This window comes from Corynebacterium aquatimens, from assembly GCF_030408395.1.
Classification (GTDB): domain Bacteria; phylum Actinomycetota; class Actinomycetes; order Mycobacteriales; family Mycobacteriaceae; genus Corynebacterium; species Corynebacterium aquatimens.
Genome location: NZ_CP046980.1, coordinates 1,204,292 through 1,220,763, shown reverse-complemented (window position 1 = coordinate 1,220,763; position 16,472 = coordinate 1,204,292). Strand labels below are relative to the sequence as shown.

Genomic DNA, 16,472 nt, shown 5'->3' with positions numbered 1-16,472 from the left:
GGACTACCATGTTGCGCATGCACGCCATCATCACCACGACCGGGCCCGACCGCACCGGCATCATCGCCGGCGTCGCCCAGGCCGCCGCAGAGCACGGGTTGAACATTGTCGACGTCTCGCAGACGCTCATGGACCGATTCTTCACCATGATCATGCGCGTCGAGCTGCCAGCGGACAGCTTTGACATCGCGGCCCTGCAAGCGGCGCTCACGGAGGTGGGCGCGCGGCTCGGCGTGGACATCCGGGTCCAAACCGAAGCACTGTTCACCGCGATGAACGAGATCTAGCATGGCCAGCGAACTGAACTTTCGCGCCTCCAACATCATCGACGTGATCACGATGATCGAGGACTACCGCCTGGACATCCGCACCGTCACCATGGGCATCTCGCTCATCGGCTGCACCCGCGCCACTATGGCTGCGACCGCCGACGCCGTCTACGACCGCGTCACCTCCCGCGCCGGCCGCCTCGTCGAGGTGTGCGAAGGCATCGAGCGCGAGCTGGGCATCCCCATCGTGAACAAGCGCGTCTCGGTGTCCCCTATCGCGCTTGTCGCCGCAGGTGTCGACGGCGACCCCGCCGACATCGCCCGCGCCCTCGACCGCGCAGCAACCGAGCTGGGGGTCAACTTTATAGGGGGGTATTCAGCACTGGTGGAAAAGGGGGCCACGGCAGCTGACGAGCGGTTGATCACGTCGATTCCGGAAGCCTTGGCACAGACAAGCTTTGTGTGCGGGTCGGTCAACATCGCCTCGTCGCGGGCGGGCATCAACATGGACGCCGTGCGCCGGATGGGCGAGGTGGTGAAAGAAGCGGCGGAGCTGACGGCGGACCGGTCGTCGATAGCCTGCGCGAAGCTCGTCGTCTTCGCCAACGCCGTCGGTGACAACCCGTTCATGGCCGGCGCGTTCCACGGCATCGAGGAACCGGACACCGTCGTGTCGGTCGGCGTGTCCGGCCCGGGCGTGGTGGACCGCGCGATCACGCCTCTTGCGGGCAAAAGCCTCAACGACGTCGCTGAAGAAATCAAGAAAGCTGCTTTCAAGATCACGCGGGCGGGCCAGTTGGTGGGGACGTTGGCGTCGGAACGCTTGGGGGTGCCCTTCGGCATCGTCGACCTCTCGCTCGCACCGACTGCGGAAGTCGGCGACTCGGTCGCGCACATCCTCGAGCACATGGGGCTGGATCAGGTGGGCGCGCACGGCACGACCGCCGCGCTCGCGCTGCTTAACGACGCCGTCAAGAAAGGCGGCATGATGGCCTGCTCCCGTGTCGGCGGACTCTCCGGCTCCTTCATCCCAGTGTCTGAGGACCAAGGCATGATCGACGCGGTGCGCTCCGGCTCCATCACCCTGGACAAGCTCGAGGCGATGACGTCGATCTGCTCGGTGGGCTTCGACATGGTCGCGATCCCCGGCGACACTCCCGCCGCGGTCATCGCCGGCATGATCGCCGACGAAGCGGCCATCGGCGTCATGAACCATAAAACCACCGCCGCCCGCCTCATCCCCGTCCCAGGCACGAAACCTGGCGACGAAGTCAATTTCGGCGGTCTGCTCGGTTACGCCCCCGTCATCCCCGTTAACCAGGTCAGCTGCGCGCCGTTTGTCGAAAGGGGCGGTTTCATTCCCGCACCGGTCCACGGTTTCCGCAATTAGGGCTTGACCCTCACGCGGCGTCATAGTTCACACTGGTGCCATGAAGATTTCCGACGTGGCCCGCGCCGCTGGCTGTTCCGTGCGCGCCATCCGCCACCTGCACGAAACCGGCGCCGTCCCGGAGCCTTCGCGCACGCCGGGCAATTACCGCGACTACTCGATGCGCGATCTTGCGGAGGTGCTGCGCGCCCGCGCGCTTATCGACGCCGGCGTCCCCCTCTCCCACCTACACTCCCCCGACGCCATCGACAGGTCGCTCGAGCTTATCGACGCCCAGCTCGCCCACCTCACCCGCCAACGCAACCGGTTGGTGGCGCTGCGGGAGTCACCACTGGGGATGCCGGACGATCTGCGCACAACCTTCGTCGAGGTGCTCGGCGACACAGATATCACCCGCGGCGAGATCGAGAGCTTCGACCTCATGGCTTTGGCGGGAGTGGCCACGCCCGCGACATGGGCGACGCTGCGCAACAATCTCGCGGACCCAGCCTGCGTCGCTGCGACGGGGGAGTTCGCGCGGGCGTGGGAGGCGGGGGACGTCGACAAGCTTGTGGAGCTTGTGCCGCGCGGACTCATGCGCGGCGTCGCTGACACGCTCGTGCCGGGGGATCTGCCGCTGACCGCGGCGGATACTGGGTGGCAGGCTGCGCAGCAAACAGCCCTAGAGAAGCTCGCCGGTGAGTTCCGTGCGTAAGGTCTGGGCGCTCGCGCGCCGGCACCCTGGCGTGCGGGCAGCACAGTACGAATGGAACCTTTACCGGGACCTCGTGAGGTGGGTGCGCGGCACCACGCTCGTCCCCGACGGCGCCCACGCATTCCCGCACCAGCCCGGTCGGCTCCAGTTAGTCGCGATGTTCACCGTGGTGCTCCTCGTCGAACTCGTCGTCGTCCACCTGATGCTGCCCGACGGTGCGCTCCGGATCGTCGCGCTGCTGCTGTCGGTGTGGGGCATTGTGTTCATCTGGGCGCTCATCGCCAGCGAACGCATCCGCCCCTCCTACAGCGACGACAAAACGCTGGTGCTGCGCCGCGGCCGGAAAGTATTCGCAGAAATCCCGCGGGACATCATCGCCTCACAGACGCAGTCGCGCAACCACACGTCCGAAACGGTGGTGGGCGACAACGAGCTCACCCTTGGCGGACCGGCAGGCACCGACACGCTGCTAACGCTCCTTGAGCCTATCGACGCCGCCGAAGACACCTACCCCTGGCAGAAAAAACGGACGCAGCCGGTGCGCCGCGTCCGCTTCTATGCCGGCGGAAGTTAGTACTTCTTGCCCACGATGAAGTAGCTCAGCCAGCCAATCGTGTTCACAGCGCCGATGACGGCGCCTCGAGCGCGCCGAACTCGGCCGCGTCGACCTCGAGGAGTATTCGGGCGTGCTGTTGGGCGGCAGCCCGTTCAATAACCTGGAACTACGTAAGTCGCCCTTGCAGCTGCGTGTCGAGCGCGAGATCGGCACTCTCATCGCCGAATGCATCGACCGGGACTTCCCTGTAATGGGCGCGTGCTACGGCATTGGGGCAATCAGGACGGTCATCGGTGCGACGTTGTCGGACGAGCACGCCGAGGAGGCGGGCCCGATCACGGTCTCCCGCGCTGAGGCCGAGGATGCCGTTTTGGGCGCAACGCCCCCGACATTCGACACGCGTGTCGGGCACAAAGAGGCGCTCGCCGCACTTCCCGAGGACCCCCGCGTGTCCGTCCTCGTCACCGGTGACGCTTGCCCGACCCAGATGTTCCGAGTCGGTAAGAACGTCTACGCCACGCAGTTCCACCCGGAGCTCACCGCCGAGGCGCTGGAATTCCGCCTGCGCCTGTACGCGCACCTGGGCTACACGTCGCATGAGACATTCGAGACCCAGATCGCCAAGGCTTACGACTACGACTACTCCGCCAACAATCAGATTCTGGCCAATTTCGCTCGGCGTTACCGGCGTTAGCGGGTTAGGCTTCTGGGTTCCGCTTCACGGAATCGAAAAGCTCGTTCCTCCTCGGGGCGGCGCCGTCCGCAGCGCCGATCACCGAAATCGTGCCGTCCGTCTCCAAGATGACCGCCGCCACGTCGTCCATGCACGACGAACCGCTGCCGCTCACCGCTTGCAGCACCTCTCGCCTCGTCACTCGCTCGTTCTTCATCGTCTCATCGTTGAATTCGCCGGAGTAGAAGAGCAACGCTGGATCGGACTTCACCAACTTCTCGAAGGACTCAGAGCGCAAGGCCAGTTTAGAAATCAAGTATTGCCCGCCCAGAAGCACGACAATCGCGGTGACGGCCTGAGCCAGCTTCACGTCGTTACTGGTCAGGGTGGACGCGAAAATAGATCCGATGGCGATGGTGATCACGAAATCGAAGATGTTGAACTTCGACAGTGAGCGCTTACCGCTGATGCGCAGCATCGCGATCAATGCGATGTAGATCAGCACACCCTTGGCTGCGGTGACACCGATGGTGGACCAGTCGTTGTAAAAGATGTTCTCCACCCGCTTTAGGCGTCCTCAAATTCGAAGGGGTTCGGCGACAACCCGCCAAGATCCACGGCCTCAACGATGATGTTGGCAACGAGCTCGCGCGAGGTGGTGGAATCCGCCGGCCGCTCCTCGCCGAGAACGTTCATGCCGCCCGCGGGTTCATCGGTCAACCGCGTCGGCCCCAGGATCACGTAGTCAAGCTCCGACGCAAGCAATCGCTTATCGACGGCCTTTTTCGCCTCCACGTACGCATACCAGCTGCTCCCGTCATCGTCTGCGACCGCAGTGGAAGCCCCGGCAAAGGACACCATGACCAGTTTCGGCGCGAACTCCCCGAGCTCCTCCATGGCGTCAAGCAGCGTCATCGCCGCGTCCCTGTCGACCTTATAGGTACGCTCCGGGTCTCCCCCGCCAGCGCCCGCCGACCACACCACCGTGTCGAACGGCGTGATCAACCGGGCCCAATCCTCTTCGTCCATGTCAGTGATGTCGCGGACGATGGCTGTTGCTCGATCGTCGATAAGCGAGCGTGCGTGCTCTGGGTTGCGCACGAGACCTGCGACCTTGTGCCCTGCGTCGACGAGTTTGGGGACGCTGTGCGCGCTCACCTTTCCGCCTGCGCCGATCACGAGGACGTATCTGGCGTCCTGCTCAGTAAAGTCGGGAGCCATGAGGCTTAGCGCTTTTTGCCGATGAGGAAGTAGGCCAGCCAGCCGAATGTGTTGACTACACCGATGATGGTGCTCCACAGCCACTTCGGCCCGCGGATCTTCTTCGAGTCGGTGCGGGCGAGATCGCGCAGAGCGAAGCCTTTGGCTGCGAGGTCGATGGCGCCGAAGACACCTGCGGTGGTCTTCTGCTTCGAGTTGAGGGACTTCCAAATATCGCGGAATGACTTAATCGGATTCATGTCCTAGATTCTACGCTTTTTTGTGGCGGGCGATTTAGGTCGCGCGCTTGATCCCGACTAGATTGACACAGGTGACTACGCCCTACCCGTTTCTCCTGCTGAGTACGCGCCCCGAAGATGCTGCGGCCAGCGAAGAGCTTGATAGCTTCACCCGTGCGATGCAGGTTCCCAAAGGCGCGATCGAACAGCATCGCTTGGAGCAAGAACCCCTGGGGCGGATCAACTTGGACGACTACTCGGGCATCCTGCTCGGCGGGAGTCCCTTCAACAACCTTGAGTTGATGAAGTCGCCGCTGCAGCTGCGGGTGGAGCGTGAAATCGGCACGTTGATCGCCGAGGCCATTGACCGCGACTTCCCCGTCATGGGAGCCTGCTACGGCATCGGCGCGATCGGCACGGCGATTGGGGCACGCGTTAGCGACGACTACGCGGAGGAAGCCGGAATGGTCCAGATCACTGTCACTGACGACGGCGTTGACGACCCGCTGTTCGAGGGCGTCTCGCACAAGTTTGACACCATCGTGGGCCACAAAGAAGCGCTGCACACGCTTCCCGACGATCCCCGCATCACCATTCTCGCCACCGGTGAGGCCTGCCCGATCCAGATGTTCCGTGTTGGACAAAACGTCTATGCCACCCAGTTCCACCCCGAGCTGCGCGCAGAAACCTTGGAGTTCCGCCTGCGGTTGTACGCGCACTTGGGCTACACCTCGCACGAAACGTTTGAGAGCCAGATCGCGCACTCCTACGACGGCGACTACACGGCTAACAACTTGATTTTGAAGAACTTCGCTGATCGGTACCGTCGTTAAGCAAGTGCGGAGAGATCCCGCACAACCGTAAAGTTGCGGTGGTCGGTGCGATACAGCGTGCCCTCTGGCAAGACGCCGTGCGACGACCAGCGCTCCGGGACCATGCGGCCGCGGACGCGCTCCGTGTCGGGGCGGTGTGTAGTCTGCGTGAAACCGCCGGTGTAGAACTTCACAACGGTGTACGTGTCGGGGTACTCGCCGGAAGCTGGCGCCTCGATGAAATCGACGTTCGTCGCGATGTGGCCTTTGCTCCGCCGCCCGCGGTGCGTGTGGCCGCTGTAGTGGGCGAAGACCCCCGGCACTGCCGCCTCGAGCTCCTCAACGCGCGTAGCGCTGCGCTTGTCCAACAGGAACGGCCGCGAACCAAAGGCCGTGAGCGCTTGCTGGCGCGTCAGCGGGTGGTGCGTGAAACAGATCGTGGGAAGGTGAGGATCTGACTGCAACTCGGCTTCGAACGCGGCGAGCTGCTCGTCGTGCATCGTGCCGCCAGCGGGATTGTTCGCGTCCGCAGAATCAAGGCCGATGAGGCGCAGATTTCCCTTCCGCGTTGCCCACATCTGCTGGTACGGCAGGTCAAAGAAGTCGTTCACGTTGTCGTAGAACGGATCCGCCGCATACTTCGCCGAGCTTGTCTCCGCTGTGCCCCGTGCGAGTTCCGGCGCAAGAACCGTGCCCGATTCATAGTTCGCCCGCGGGTCCTCACTGCCGCGGTGTGGGCGGTCGTGGTTGCCGCGGGTTAAGAAGTAGTCCTGTTTTTCTTTACCGTAGGCGTCGAGAAGCCTGCGTGCGACGCGCAGCTCATGCGGGCGTCCCTCAGAGGTGACATCGCCGTTGATCACCACCGCCGACGGCGCAAGCGCCGCGATCTCTTTCAACGAGTCTTCCAGCACGAAGTAGCTGTACGGCGTCTCCCCAGTGCCCTTCACGAGGTGCTCGCCCAGCCCCACGTGCGTGTCATTGAGCACCACCACCGTTTGCACGTACTCCCCCGGCGGCGGCGTCAGCGTTGTGAACACGCCGTCACGCGTCATGGGGTCAATGATTGACGTGCTGATCAAGTTCGGTACCGCGCGAACGCCATCGCTGCGCGCCTCAAAGTAGTACGACCGCCCCGGCTCCAGCCCGTCGATGGTGACCTGGTGATACGTGCGCGGCGTCGGGTCATAGTGCACCTGGGTCAGCGCGCTACGCGGCGCATCAGCCAGACGAATGTAGACCTCCGAATCCGTCGGCACCGGCACCTGCTCAATGAAATACGGCAGGTGCGCGTGGGTGTACGAAGTCCACGACAAAGTCACCGATTCTTCGGTCAAGGTCACGATGTGCAGATCCGCGGGGTACAAGCTTGACGACGGCCTATTTGGCCGCCGCACCGACGACGAACTGGATTGCGCATGTGCAACCGCAGCTCCCATCGTCACCGAAGCACCGGCCAACGCTGATGCCTTGAAGAAACTACGCCGCGAAAACGAGGACTCAGTCACGTTCGAAGCCTAACCCGAATTGCACGGTTGTGCCTGCGGAAAGCACCCGGCAGGGTCAGGCGACTGCGTTTTATACTGCTGGCATGACTGATAACGCTGTTTCACACGCCATGTTCACCAGCAAGTTCCCGCCGTCCACCAGCTACCCGGAAGCGGAGAAGCTTGAAAACGATATCTGCCTTCAGCTTGCGATGGGCACCCCACTGTCTGAGGTTGCCTACGCTTTTGAAGACGAGTTTGAGATCGAAGACGAGTGGGAAGCCATGCGCGGCGATGAGCCCAAGCCCGACGACCTGCAGGCGGTTATCGACGAAGTGGTGGCCGAGTACCGCCGCGTAGTAACCAAGCCGTCCGAAGATGCGCTCCGCCTCGAGCTCTTTGAAAGGGAACTGGGCGAGCGCAGCATCGCGTTTTCCTTCAACGAAGGCTTCGATGCGCACGAGGGTGCCGTCGAGGGCGCCGAGCGCGCGGAAGAACTCGGCTACAACGGGTACGCCTACTGCCACATGCAGGACGTCGCGCGCCTCATTGAATCGGGCGAACTCTACATCGGTTACTTCGGCATCGATGCGGAGGATGAGGACGCTGCAGTGGCGATTGGCCGCCAGGTGTTCGAGACCCTCACCGAATGCGGCTTCGTCCCGGAGTGGGATGGAACTCTGGATCAGCGGATTAGGCTTCAGAACCTTCGCTGGGAAGTGCCGGTCAAGGAAGACTAAGTACTGGGGCTAGAAACTGGGCCCCAAACTCGGGCCCAGAGACTACGTGCCTAGGCGAGTTCGACGATCTCCATGTAGTCGTCGCTCCAGATGTCCTCATCGCCCTCGGGCATGATGATCACGCGTTCGGGTTCTAGCGCCTTGACCGCGCCGGGGTCGTGGGTGACCAGCACGACGGCGCCCGTGTAGGTCTTCAGCGCGTCGAGGACCTGCTCGCGGGACTGGGGATCCAGGTTGTTGGTCGGTTCGTCGAGAAGCAGCACGTTCGCGCGCGATGAGACGAGCGTGGCGAGCGAGAGGCGCGTCTTTTCACCGCCCGACAGTGTGCCTGCGGGTTGTTCGAGCTTGTCGCCGCTGAACATGAACGCGCCGAGCAAGCCGCGCAGGTCCTGCTGGCCGGCGTCGGGGCACGCCTGGATCGTGTTCTCCCACACGGACTTGTCGGGGTCGATCGTGTCGTGCTCCTGGGCGAAGTAACCGAGTTTGAGGCCGTGGCCGGTGACAAGCCCGCCTTCGCCGTCGGTGCGCTCGACCCCGGCGAGGAGTTTCAGCAGCGTTGTTTTGCCCGCGCCGTTGGTGCCCAGGACGACCACGCGCGAGCCCTTGTCAATGGCCAAGTCAACGCCCGCGAAGACCTCCAGCGAGCCGTACATCTTGGTCAAGCCTTTGCCAAACAGCGGAGTCTTTCCGCACGGCGCGGGCTCCGGGAAGCTAATCGACGCCACCTTGTCCGCGACCCGGACCTCATCGAGTTCGTTCATCATTCGGTCAGCGCGGGCGAGCATCTGCTTGGCGGCCGCAGCTTTCGTGGCCTTTGCGCCAAGTTTGGCGGCCTGCTTCTGCAATGCGCTTGCTTTCTTCTCCGCGTTCGCGCGCTCGCGGCGGCGGCGGGCCTCGTCTTCTGCACGGGCATCCTTGTACTTGGAAAAGCCCATGTTGTAGACGTCGGCTTCAGCGCGCACGGCGTCCAAGAACCAGATCTTGTTGCAGACCTGGTCGAGAAGCTCCACGTCGTGGGAGATCATGATCAACCCGCCGTCGTGCTTGGACAGGAAGTCGCGCAGCCAGGTGATGGAGTCGGCGTCGAGGTGGTTGGTAGGTTCGTCGAGAAGCAGCGTGGTGGTGGACTTACCCGCCCCCGCGTTAGCTGCGAAGAGAATCTGCGCGAGCTCGACGCGACGGCGCTGACCCCCTGACAGTGTTTTCAGCGGCTGGTCGAGAATGCGCGACGGGAGGCCGAGGTTATCGCAGATCTGCGCCGCTTCTGCATCGGCCTCGTAGCCGCCGAGGGCCTGAAAGCGCTCCTCTAGGCGGGAGTACTTGCGGATCGCAGCGTCGCGCTTGGAGCCATCGGAGATCTCCATGATCTCCTGCTGGCGGTCCATGGAGCTGCGAATCTGATCAAGCCCACGCGCAGAAAGCACACGATCACGAGCCGTCTGTTCAATGTTTCCTTCGCGCGAATCCTGCGGAAGGTAGCCAATCTCCCCCGAACGCGTCACCGACCCACCATACGGTTCAGTCTCCCCCGACAAGATCCTCATCGTCGTCGTCTTGCCCGCACCGTTGCGACCAACAAGACCAATCCGGTCGCCAGCCTGCACGCGGAGGTGCTGGCCCGGTGCGTTAAGCAGCGTACGCGCGCCGACGCGGACTTCAAGGTCATTGGTCACAATCACAAACGGTTAGTGTACCTCCACCGTCAAACCACCCCCAGCGTGCGCCTCGACGCTGTTGCTGCGCACGAAGAAGCGCCCATTGCTCACAGTCCTTTATATGTTCCACAGCTATAGTTCAGGGTTTAGAGGTAGAACCCCCAGTTTGCTTGGAGCTGCAACTAAGAATGGCTAATTTCAAGCTAAGCGCACCACTCTGGGCGCGGACACACCTACTACCCAAGGATGGGGTTTACATGAACTCGAAGCGCGTAGCGGCAGTTGCTCTCGCCGCAGCCATCAGCGTGCCGCTGGCTCCTGCTCCTGTGGAAGCACAGCCCGTGGTGCCAAGCGTCAACCAGATCACAACCCAGATTCAGAACGAGATTGATAAGTTCCTTCGTTCCCTTTGGGCTCCGTACACCCAGCTGATCACGGCGTTCCCCCAGCTGAAGCCGATTCTTGATCCGGTGGTTAGCCGTATCCTCCCGCCGTTGCCGAAGCCCGCGCCTAAGAAGGTAGGACCGAAGACCGATGCCAACTCACTCTTTGCAGCCCTACAGCAGAGCAGGACTAGATTGGACCGTGAGGATCTGAGTACCGGCCGATACTCGAATGCCCCGTACAAACGTGACCCGAAGCTTGACCAAATGGCGCACCGTTACGCTACAGAACAAGCAAACTCCGGATACATCAACCCCAGGGGCGATAGCCTGAAGGGCTACCACAACAACACGCTGATCATCTACAACTGCTACACCGGCAGGCCTTGGGTCTCCGAGAGCGGCTACATCGACGAGTACCCCGAGAAAACCTTGGAGCAGCACGTACGCGAGGGAAGCATCACCGACCGCATTTTGTACAAGGACATCACCCGTGCTGGCACGGCGGTTGTCCACCGCCCGGGCAAGATCTGCTCGGCTGCAGTGTTCGGCTAGATCGAGAACCCGAGGGCGCGCAGCTGTTCGCGGCCGTCCTCGGTGATCATCTGGGGGGTCCACGGTGGCATCCACACCCAGTTGAGCGTGATTGCGTCAACGGTGCCGGTGCCCACCGCGGCGTCCTCGCACTGTTCCTCGATCACGTCGGTGAGCGGGCACGCGGGGGACGTCAAGGTCATGTTGATCACAGCTCGGTTACCGGTGCGCTCGGCGTCGGTGTCGGTTGCGGGGACCGTGCACTCCTCGATCCAGATGTCGTAGACGAGACCTAGGTCAACGACGTTGATGCCAAGCTCGGGGTCAATCACATCGTGGAGGTACTCCGCAACATCCGCGGCGAGTGCCTCCTGGGCCTCGGTCTGCGAGGGGCGCTCGCCCACGGCGCCGAAATTGGATGCGGATTGCTCATCCGCGGCGGTTTGGGCGAAGGCTTCGCCAGCGGTAGTAGAACCGTCGGGCGTTGCGTTGGGGGTAGTCATAATCAGATTCTCCTTTGGCCTTGGTGGGCCTAATTAAGCTTCGTCGCGGGCTTCGATAGCGTCGTTTGTCGCGGCTTCGAAGGCTTTCCAGCCGAGAAGCGCGCACTTCACGCGGGCGGGGAACTTGGCAACGCCAGCGAATGCGACGCCGTCGCCGATCACGTCGGCATCGCCTTCAACTTCACCCTTAGAGGTAATCATGTGCTCGAATTCGCCGAGCTTCATCATCGCTTCGTCGAGGGGTTTGCCAATCACTTCTTCAGTGAGCACGCTTGTCGACGCCTGGCTGATCGAGCATCCCACCGCATCGTAAGAGATGTCCTCAACGGTTTGGCCGTCCTCGGACAAGTGAACGCGAAGAGTGAGCTCATCGCCGCAGGACGGATTCACGTGGTGCACCTCAGCCTCAAACGGCTCACGGAGGCCAGCGTGCTGTGGATTCTTGTAGTGGTCCAGGATCACTTCCTGGTACATGGATTCTAGGTTCATCGTGTACCCACCATACGCTTTGTGGGTTAGGGTGCGCTAATACCGTAAGGAAGCGCCCCCACTACGCACGTGGAGCGCTCAACCTTACGACTATTAGACCCCGAAGAATTGCTTCGCGTACTCGACGGCGTCGCCGAGAGCGTCGATTTCCTCGACCGTGTTGTACAGGTAGAAGCTGGCGCGCGCGCTGGCCTGGACGCACAGCGAGCGGTGCACTGGCCACGCGCAGTGGTGCCCTACTCGAATACACACGCCGCGGGAGTCCAATACCTGACCTAGGTCGTGCGGGTGGATCCCATTGACGGCGAACGACACGGCACCGCCGCGGGCCTCGTTCGACGTGGGACCGTAGATGGTCACGCCGTCGATTGCCGAGAGGCGCTCAAGTGCGCGGGCGGTGAGGACGTGCTCGTGGCTGAAGATGTTCTCCATGCCGACGGAGTTGAGGAAATCAACGGCTGCGCCCAGACCCACGACCTGGCTGGTCATCTGCGTTCCGGCTTCGAAACGCTGCGGGGCCGGGGCGAAGGTGGAGCCATCCATCTTCACGATTTCGATCATCGATCCACCAGTGAGAAACGGCGGAAGCTCGTTGAGCAGCTCTCCCCTGCCGTACACCAGGCCTACTCCGTTGGGCCCACACATCTTGTGGCCGGAGAATGCCGCGAAATCGACGCCGAGATCGTGCAGATCCACGGGCTGGTGCGGAACCGATTGGCACGCGTCAAGCACGGTCATCGCGCCAACTGCCTGTGCTCGACGCACGATCTCTTTAACATCAGCGATAGCACCGGTGACGTTTGACTGGTGGGTAAAAGCAACCACCTTGACGCTCTCATCAAGCTCGAGGGAATCGAGGTCAATCCGACCGTCCTCGGTAACCTTGTACCACTGCAACGTTGCCCCGGTGCGGCGGGCAAGCTCCTGCCACGGAACCAGGTTTGCGTGGTGCTCCAGCTCAGTGATGACGATCGTGTCGCGTTCAGTGATCTGGTGCGCCCCTGCCCGATCGTCGCCAAGCACGTAGGCGACGAGGTTCAAGCCCTCCGTCGCGTTCTTGGTGAAAGCGATCTCCTCGCCTTTCGCCCCGACGAACGCGGCGATTTTCTCGCGCGCGGATTCGTAGGCGTCCGTCGCTTCCTCGGCGAGTTCATATGCACCACGGTGGACTGGGGCGTTCGTGTGCAACACGAAGTGTTCCTCTGCCCGCCACACCTTCTCGGGGCGCTGGCTGGTGGCGCCGGAGTCTAGGTAGACGAGCGGCGTCCCGCCGCGCACGGTGCGTGACAGGATCGGAAACTCCGCGCGGATCGCGTCGGTGTTCAGCGTGCCGTCGGAGTGTAGATATTCGCTCATCTTTACCTCGTCATATTTGCTGATTAGTTGACGAACGCCTCGTAGCCCTCTGCCTCGAGCTTCTCGGCGAGCTCGAAACCGCCGGAGTGCTTGATTACGCCGTCGGCGAAGATGTGGACGTGATCCGGGCGAACGTAGTTCAAGATGCGCTGGTAGTGCGTAATCATGAGGATGCCGCCGTTGGTTTCTTCCTGGTAGCGGTTAACGCCTTCGGAAACGACGCGCAGAGCGTCGACGTCCAGGCCAGAGTCGGTCTCATCCATCACTGCGAACTTCGGCTTCAGCAGAGATAGCTGCATGACCTCGTGGCGCTTCTTCTCACCACCGGAGAAGCCTTCGTTCACTGCGCGCTCGCTAAACGACGGATCGATCTTCAGGTCGTCGCGTGCGGTGTTGAGCTCCTTGACCCAGTCACGCAGCTTCGGTGCCTCGCCGCGAACAGCGGTCACAGCAGAACGCATGAAGTTGGAGGAGGAAACGCCAGGGACCTCAACCGGATACTGCATAGCCAGGAAGAGACCAGCGCGAGCGCGCTCGTCAACCTCGAGCTCGAGGATGTTCTCGCCGTCGAGAAGCACCTCGCCGTCGGTCACCTCGTAGCTGGGGTGGCCGGCCAGGGTGTAGGCGAGGGTGGACTTGCCGGAGCCGTTCGGGCCCATGATCGCGTGGGTCTCACCGGAGTTAATGGTCAGGTTGACGCCCTTGAGGATCGGGGTCGGGTCCTGGCCCTCTTCGAGTGGAAGGACCGAGGCGTGGAGGTTCTTGATTTCAAGAGTGGACATCAAAGAATCTTTCTGTCTCTAAAAAAGGAATTGTGTGCTGGCGGGGTACGTGTTTAGAGCTCGACGTTTTCAAGCTCACCGGTCACGCGGGCGATGAGTTCGTCGCGGACGGATTCGATCGGGATGCGGTTAAGCACCTCGTTGAAGAAGCCGCGGACGATGAGGCGGCGTGCTTCGCCATCGGGGATACCACGGGATTTGAGGTAGAACAGCTGCTCTTCGTCGAAACGACCAACGGTTGCGGCGTGGCCTGCGCCCGGGATGTCGCCGGTTTCGATCTCGAGGTTCGGGATCGCGTCGGCGCGTGCGCCGTCGGTAAGAACGATGTTGCGGTTCGCCTCGTAGGTCTCGGTGCCGGAAGCGTTGGAGCGGATCAGAACGTCGCCGACCCAGCACGTGCGTGCATCAGGGAGCTTGGATGTCACATCGCCCTGGAGTGCGCCCTTGTACAAGACGTTCGAGCGGCAGTACGGGTGGTTGTGGTCCACGAGCAGACGGTTCTCGATGTACTGGCCGTCGTCGGCATAGTAAACACCGGTCAGCTCCACGTCACCGCCGGAGCCCGCGTACTTCACGCGCGGGGTGTTGCGCACGAGCTCACCACCGAAGGTAGCAACGGTGTGGCGCAGAACCGCGTCGCGGCCGACGACGATGCTTTGGGCACCGACGTGAACGGCGTCGCTGGCCCACTCGCCGTCGACGACGACATTGACGTGAGCGTTGTCGCCGATAACGAAGTTGACGTTATCCGCGTGGGTTCCGGAGCCGGTGTACTGCACGATGACGGTAGCGTTAGCGCCTTGGCCCACCTCAACGTGGATGCCGGAGAAGGTCGTGACGTCAAGGCCAGCACCAGTCGTGGTGATCACGATCGGCTCAGTCAACTCAGCGTTTGCGGGAACGCTAACGACGGTTGCGTGCGGCATGGACGTCCACGCCTGGGCGGCGATGCGGTCGACGGGAGCGGTGGTTGCCTTCAAACGCTCGTCATCGGGAGTGACCTGCTCAACGGTCACCCCAGCGGGTGCCTCGACATCGACGATCGCGTCCGCTTGCGGAGCGAACGTCCCGTTGTGAAGACCGCGCAGGCGGCGCAGAGAAACGAAGCGCCAGATTTCATCGCGACCTTGGGGAACCTCGAAGTCGTTGACGTCGTAGGACGCGAAAAGGTCACCCTTGTTGTCGTGGAACGTCGCGTTGCCCACGCGCTCCTTTACCTGAATTTCGTCGGACACTGTTTAGCCCACCGATCCTTCCATCTGCAGCTCAATGAGGCGGTTAAGTTCGAGCGCGTACTCCATCGGTAGTTCCTTCGCGATCGGCTCGATGAAGCCGCGGACGATCATCGCCATCGCGTCTTCTTCGGAGATACCGCGCGACATCAGGTAGAACAGCTGCTCTTCGCTGACCTTGGACACCTTGGCCTCGTGGCCCAGCGTGACGTGGTCATTGCGGATGTCGTTGTACGGGTAGGTGTCCGTACGGGAGATGTTGTCCACCAGCAGGGCGTCACACTCAATGTTGGAGGTGGAGTTCTTCGCGTTCGCGTTGACCTGCACCAGACCACGGTAAGCTGCGCGGCCACCGTTGCGGGAGACGGACTTGGACACGATGTTGGAAGACGTGTTCGGCGCCATGTGAACAACCTTTGCGCCGGTGTCCTGGGTCTGGCCCTCGCCACAGAACTGAGCCGACAGAACCTCGCCCTTGGCGTAGGGGCCGGTCATCCACACGGCCGGGTACTTCATGTTGACCTTGGATCCGATGTTGCCGTCAACCCACTCCATCGTGGCACCTTCTTCGGCGCGGGCACGCTGGGTGACCAGGTTGTAGACGTTGGTGGACCAGTTCTGGATCGTGGTGTAACGGCAGCGAGCGCCCTTCTTCACGATGATCTCAACCACGGCGGCGTGCAGGGAGTCCGACTTGTAGATCGGCGCGGTGCAGCCCTCAACGTAGTGGCAGTAGGCGTCCTCATCGACGACGATGAGGGTGCGCTCGAACTGACCCATGTTCTCCGTGTTAATGCGGAAGTACGCCTGCAGCGGGATCTCCACGTTGACGCCCTTCGGGACGTAGATGAAAGAGCCGCCGGACCACACAGCCGCGTTCAGTGCGGAGAACTTGTTGTCACCAGCAGGGACGACGGAGCCGAAGTACTCCTTGAACAGCTCCGGGTACTCGCGCAAACCGGTGTCGGTGTCCACGAAGATAACGCCCTGCTCTTCCAGGTCCTCGCGGATCTTGTGGTAGACAACCTCGGATTCGTACTGAGCAGCAACACCTGCAACCAGGCGCTGCTTCTCGGCCTCCGGGATACCCAGCTTGTCGTAGGTGTTCTTAATGTCCTCGGGCAGATCATCCCACGAGTTGGCCTGGGATTCGGTGGAACGCACGAAGTACTTGATCTGGTCAAAGTCAATGCCGGACAGATCCGGGCCCCAGGTCGGCAACGGCTTCTTGTTGTAGATGTCCAAAGCCTTCAGACGCTGCTGCAGCATCCATTCCGGCTCATTCTTAGCAGCCGAGATGTTGCGAACAACTTCCTCGCTCAAACCACGCTGGGCGATCGAACCAGCCTCATCGGAATCGTGCCAGCCGTAGCTGTACGGTCCCATCGACGCAATAATTTCGTCATCGTTCATCGGCTGTTCTAAGCCGGGCGCTGGAGTCGTGGCAGTCATAAAACTCGCGCGCTCCTTTCTTCTGGGAT

Annotated in this window: 20 protein-coding genes; 9 read left to right on the top strand and 11 right to left on the bottom strand. The window is 62.0% G+C overall.

Going from position 1 to position 16,472, the window contains the following annotated elements; translation table 11 throughout:
• Nucleotides 1-17: 17 nt before the first annotated feature.
• The 5 genes from CAQUA_RS05555 (at nucleotide 18) to CAQUA_RS05535 (ending at nucleotide 3,603) form a co-directional block, all read left to right on the top strand.
• Nucleotides 18-287 (top strand): ACT domain-containing protein, encoded by a 270-nt coding sequence (locus tag CAQUA_RS05555; RefSeq protein WP_196824148.1) that lies wholly within the window; start codon nucleotides 18-20, stop codon nucleotides 285-287.
• Between the two features lies 1 nt (nucleotide 288).
• On the top strand, nucleotides 289-1,659 hold the full coding sequence (locus CAQUA_RS05550; protein WP_196824149.1) for a PFL family protein: 1,371 nt from the start codon (nucleotides 289-291) through the stop codon (nucleotides 1,657-1,659).
• A gap of 40 nt (nucleotides 1,660-1,699) precedes the next feature.
• On the top strand, nucleotides 1,700-2,353 hold the full coding sequence (locus CAQUA_RS05545) for a MerR family transcriptional regulator (RefSeq protein WP_196824150.1): 654 nt from the start codon (nucleotides 1,700-1,702) through the stop codon (nucleotides 2,351-2,353).
• The gene (locus tag CAQUA_RS05540; protein ID WP_196824151.1) at nucleotides 2,337-2,927 is read left to right on the top strand and encodes a hypothetical protein; all 591 of its coding nucleotides are present in this window, start codon (nucleotides 2,337-2,339) and stop codon (nucleotides 2,925-2,927) included. Before CAQUA_RS05545 ends, CAQUA_RS05540 begins: the two co-directional genes overlap by 17 nt.
• 112 nt (nucleotides 2,928-3,039) lie before the next feature.
• Nucleotides 3,040-3,603, top strand: coding sequence for a glutamine amidotransferase-related protein (locus tag CAQUA_RS05535; RefSeq protein ID WP_435383919.1), 564 nt, complete (start codon nucleotides 3,040-3,042; stop codon nucleotides 3,601-3,603).
• A gap of 4 nt (nucleotides 3,604-3,607) precedes the next feature.
• On the opposite strand, the gene CAQUA_RS05530 is transcribed toward CAQUA_RS05535, so the two are convergent.
• Genes CAQUA_RS05530 through CAQUA_RS05520 form a run of 3 tightly spaced genes read right to left on the bottom strand, consistent with a single transcriptional unit; the run spans nucleotide 3,608 to nucleotide 5,042 of the window.
• Nucleotides 3,608-4,144, bottom strand: coding sequence for a DUF421 domain-containing protein (locus CAQUA_RS05530; RefSeq protein WP_196824152.1), 537 nt, complete (start codon nucleotides 4,142-4,144; stop codon nucleotides 3,608-3,610).
• A 5-nt stretch (nucleotides 4,145-4,149) separates the two neighbouring features.
• Nucleotides 4,150-4,803 carry an NAD(P)H-binding protein gene (locus CAQUA_RS05525; protein WP_196824153.1) on the bottom strand — a complete coding sequence of 218 codons (654 nt, stop codon included), beginning with the start codon at nucleotides 4,801-4,803 and terminating at the stop codon, nucleotides 4,150-4,152.
• 5 nt (nucleotides 4,804-4,808) lie between these two features.
• On the bottom strand, nucleotides 4,809-5,042 hold the full coding sequence (locus CAQUA_RS05520) for a PLDc N-terminal domain-containing protein (RefSeq protein WP_196824154.1): 234 nt from the start codon (nucleotides 5,040-5,042) through the stop codon (nucleotides 4,809-4,811).
• Nucleotides 5,043-5,113: 71 nt separating this feature from the next.
• Between CAQUA_RS05520 and CAQUA_RS05515 the strand changes: the two genes are divergently transcribed.
• Nucleotides 5,114-5,854, top strand: coding sequence for a glutamine amidotransferase (locus tag CAQUA_RS05515; RefSeq protein ID WP_196824155.1), 741 nt, complete (start codon nucleotides 5,114-5,116; stop codon nucleotides 5,852-5,854).
• Here CAQUA_RS05515 and CAQUA_RS05510 read toward each other — a convergent pair.
• On the bottom strand, nucleotides 5,851-7,146 hold the full coding sequence (locus CAQUA_RS05510) for a purple acid phosphatase family protein (protein WP_196824156.1): 1,296 nt from the start codon (nucleotides 7,144-7,146) through the stop codon (nucleotides 5,851-5,853). The two genes, CAQUA_RS05515 and CAQUA_RS05510, sit on opposite strands and share 4 nt — an antisense overlap.
• On the opposite strand from CAQUA_RS05510, the gene CAQUA_RS05505 reads away from it, so the two are divergent.
• Both CAQUA_RS05505 and CAQUA_RS05500 read left to right on the top strand, forming a co-directional pair.
• Nucleotides 7,127-7,351, top strand: a complete 225-nt coding sequence (locus CAQUA_RS05505; RefSeq protein ID WP_196824157.1) for a hypothetical protein — start codon at nucleotides 7,127-7,129, stop codon at nucleotides 7,349-7,351. The two genes, CAQUA_RS05510 and CAQUA_RS05505, sit on opposite strands and share 20 nt — an antisense overlap.
• 70 nt (nucleotides 7,352-7,421) lie before the next feature.
• Nucleotides 7,422-8,057 (top strand): DUF6891 domain-containing protein, encoded by a 636-nt coding sequence (locus CAQUA_RS05500; protein ID WP_196824158.1) that lies wholly within the window; start codon nucleotides 7,422-7,424, stop codon nucleotides 8,055-8,057.
• A 50-nt stretch (nucleotides 8,058-8,107) separates the two neighbouring features.
• Here CAQUA_RS05500 and CAQUA_RS05495 read toward each other — a convergent pair whose 3' ends face one another.
• The gene (locus CAQUA_RS05495; RefSeq protein ID WP_196824159.1) at nucleotides 8,108-9,736 is read right to left on the bottom strand and encodes an ABC-F family ATP-binding cassette domain-containing protein; all 1,629 of its coding nucleotides are present in this window, start codon (nucleotides 9,734-9,736) and stop codon (nucleotides 8,108-8,110) included.
• Nucleotides 9,737-9,969: 233 nt separating this feature from the next.
• Here CAQUA_RS05495 and CAQUA_RS05490 point away from each other — a divergent pair, with 233 nt between their 5' ends.
• Nucleotides 9,970-10,650, top strand: coding sequence for a hypothetical protein (locus CAQUA_RS05490; RefSeq protein ID WP_196824160.1), 681 nt, complete (start codon nucleotides 9,970-9,972; stop codon nucleotides 10,648-10,650).
• Here the strand turns inward: CAQUA_RS05490 and CAQUA_RS05485 are convergent.
• From CAQUA_RS05485 to sufB, 6 genes are all read right to left on the bottom strand, one after another.
• Nucleotides 10,647-11,132: a metal-sulfur cluster assembly factor gene (locus CAQUA_RS05485; RefSeq protein WP_196824161.1), complete on the bottom strand. Its 486-nt coding sequence runs from the start codon at nucleotides 11,130-11,132 to the stop codon at nucleotides 10,647-10,649. The two genes, CAQUA_RS05490 and CAQUA_RS05485, sit on opposite strands and share 4 nt — an antisense overlap.
• Before the next feature lie 33 nt (nucleotides 11,133-11,165).
• Nucleotides 11,166-11,621 carry a Fe-S cluster assembly sulfur transfer protein SufU gene (sufU, locus tag CAQUA_RS05480; RefSeq protein ID WP_196824162.1) on the bottom strand — a complete coding sequence of 152 codons (456 nt, stop codon included), beginning with the start codon at nucleotides 11,619-11,621 and terminating at the stop codon, nucleotides 11,166-11,168.
• Nucleotides 11,622-11,714: 93 nt separating this feature from the next.
• Nucleotides 11,715-12,977: a cysteine desulfurase gene (locus CAQUA_RS05475; protein WP_196824163.1), complete on the bottom strand. Its 1,263-nt coding sequence runs from the start codon at nucleotides 12,975-12,977 to the stop codon at nucleotides 11,715-11,717.
• A gap of 23 nt (nucleotides 12,978-13,000) precedes the next feature.
• The gene (gene sufC / locus CAQUA_RS05470) at nucleotides 13,001-13,759 is read right to left on the bottom strand and encodes a Fe-S cluster assembly ATPase SufC (RefSeq protein WP_196824164.1); all 759 of its coding nucleotides are present in this window, start codon (nucleotides 13,757-13,759) and stop codon (nucleotides 13,001-13,003) included.
• A gap of 53 nt (nucleotides 13,760-13,812) precedes the next feature.
• Nucleotides 13,813-14,994 carry a Fe-S cluster assembly protein SufD gene (gene sufD, locus CAQUA_RS05465; protein WP_196824165.1) on the bottom strand — a complete coding sequence of 394 codons (1,182 nt, stop codon included), beginning with the start codon at nucleotides 14,992-14,994 and terminating at the stop codon, nucleotides 13,813-13,815.
• A 3-nt stretch (nucleotides 14,995-14,997) separates the two neighbouring features.
• Nucleotides 14,998-16,443: a Fe-S cluster assembly protein SufB gene (sufB, locus tag CAQUA_RS05460; RefSeq protein WP_269208572.1), complete on the bottom strand. Its 1,446-nt coding sequence runs from the start codon at nucleotides 16,441-16,443 to the stop codon at nucleotides 14,998-15,000.
• Between the last annotated feature and the right edge of the window lie 29 nt (nucleotides 16,444-16,472).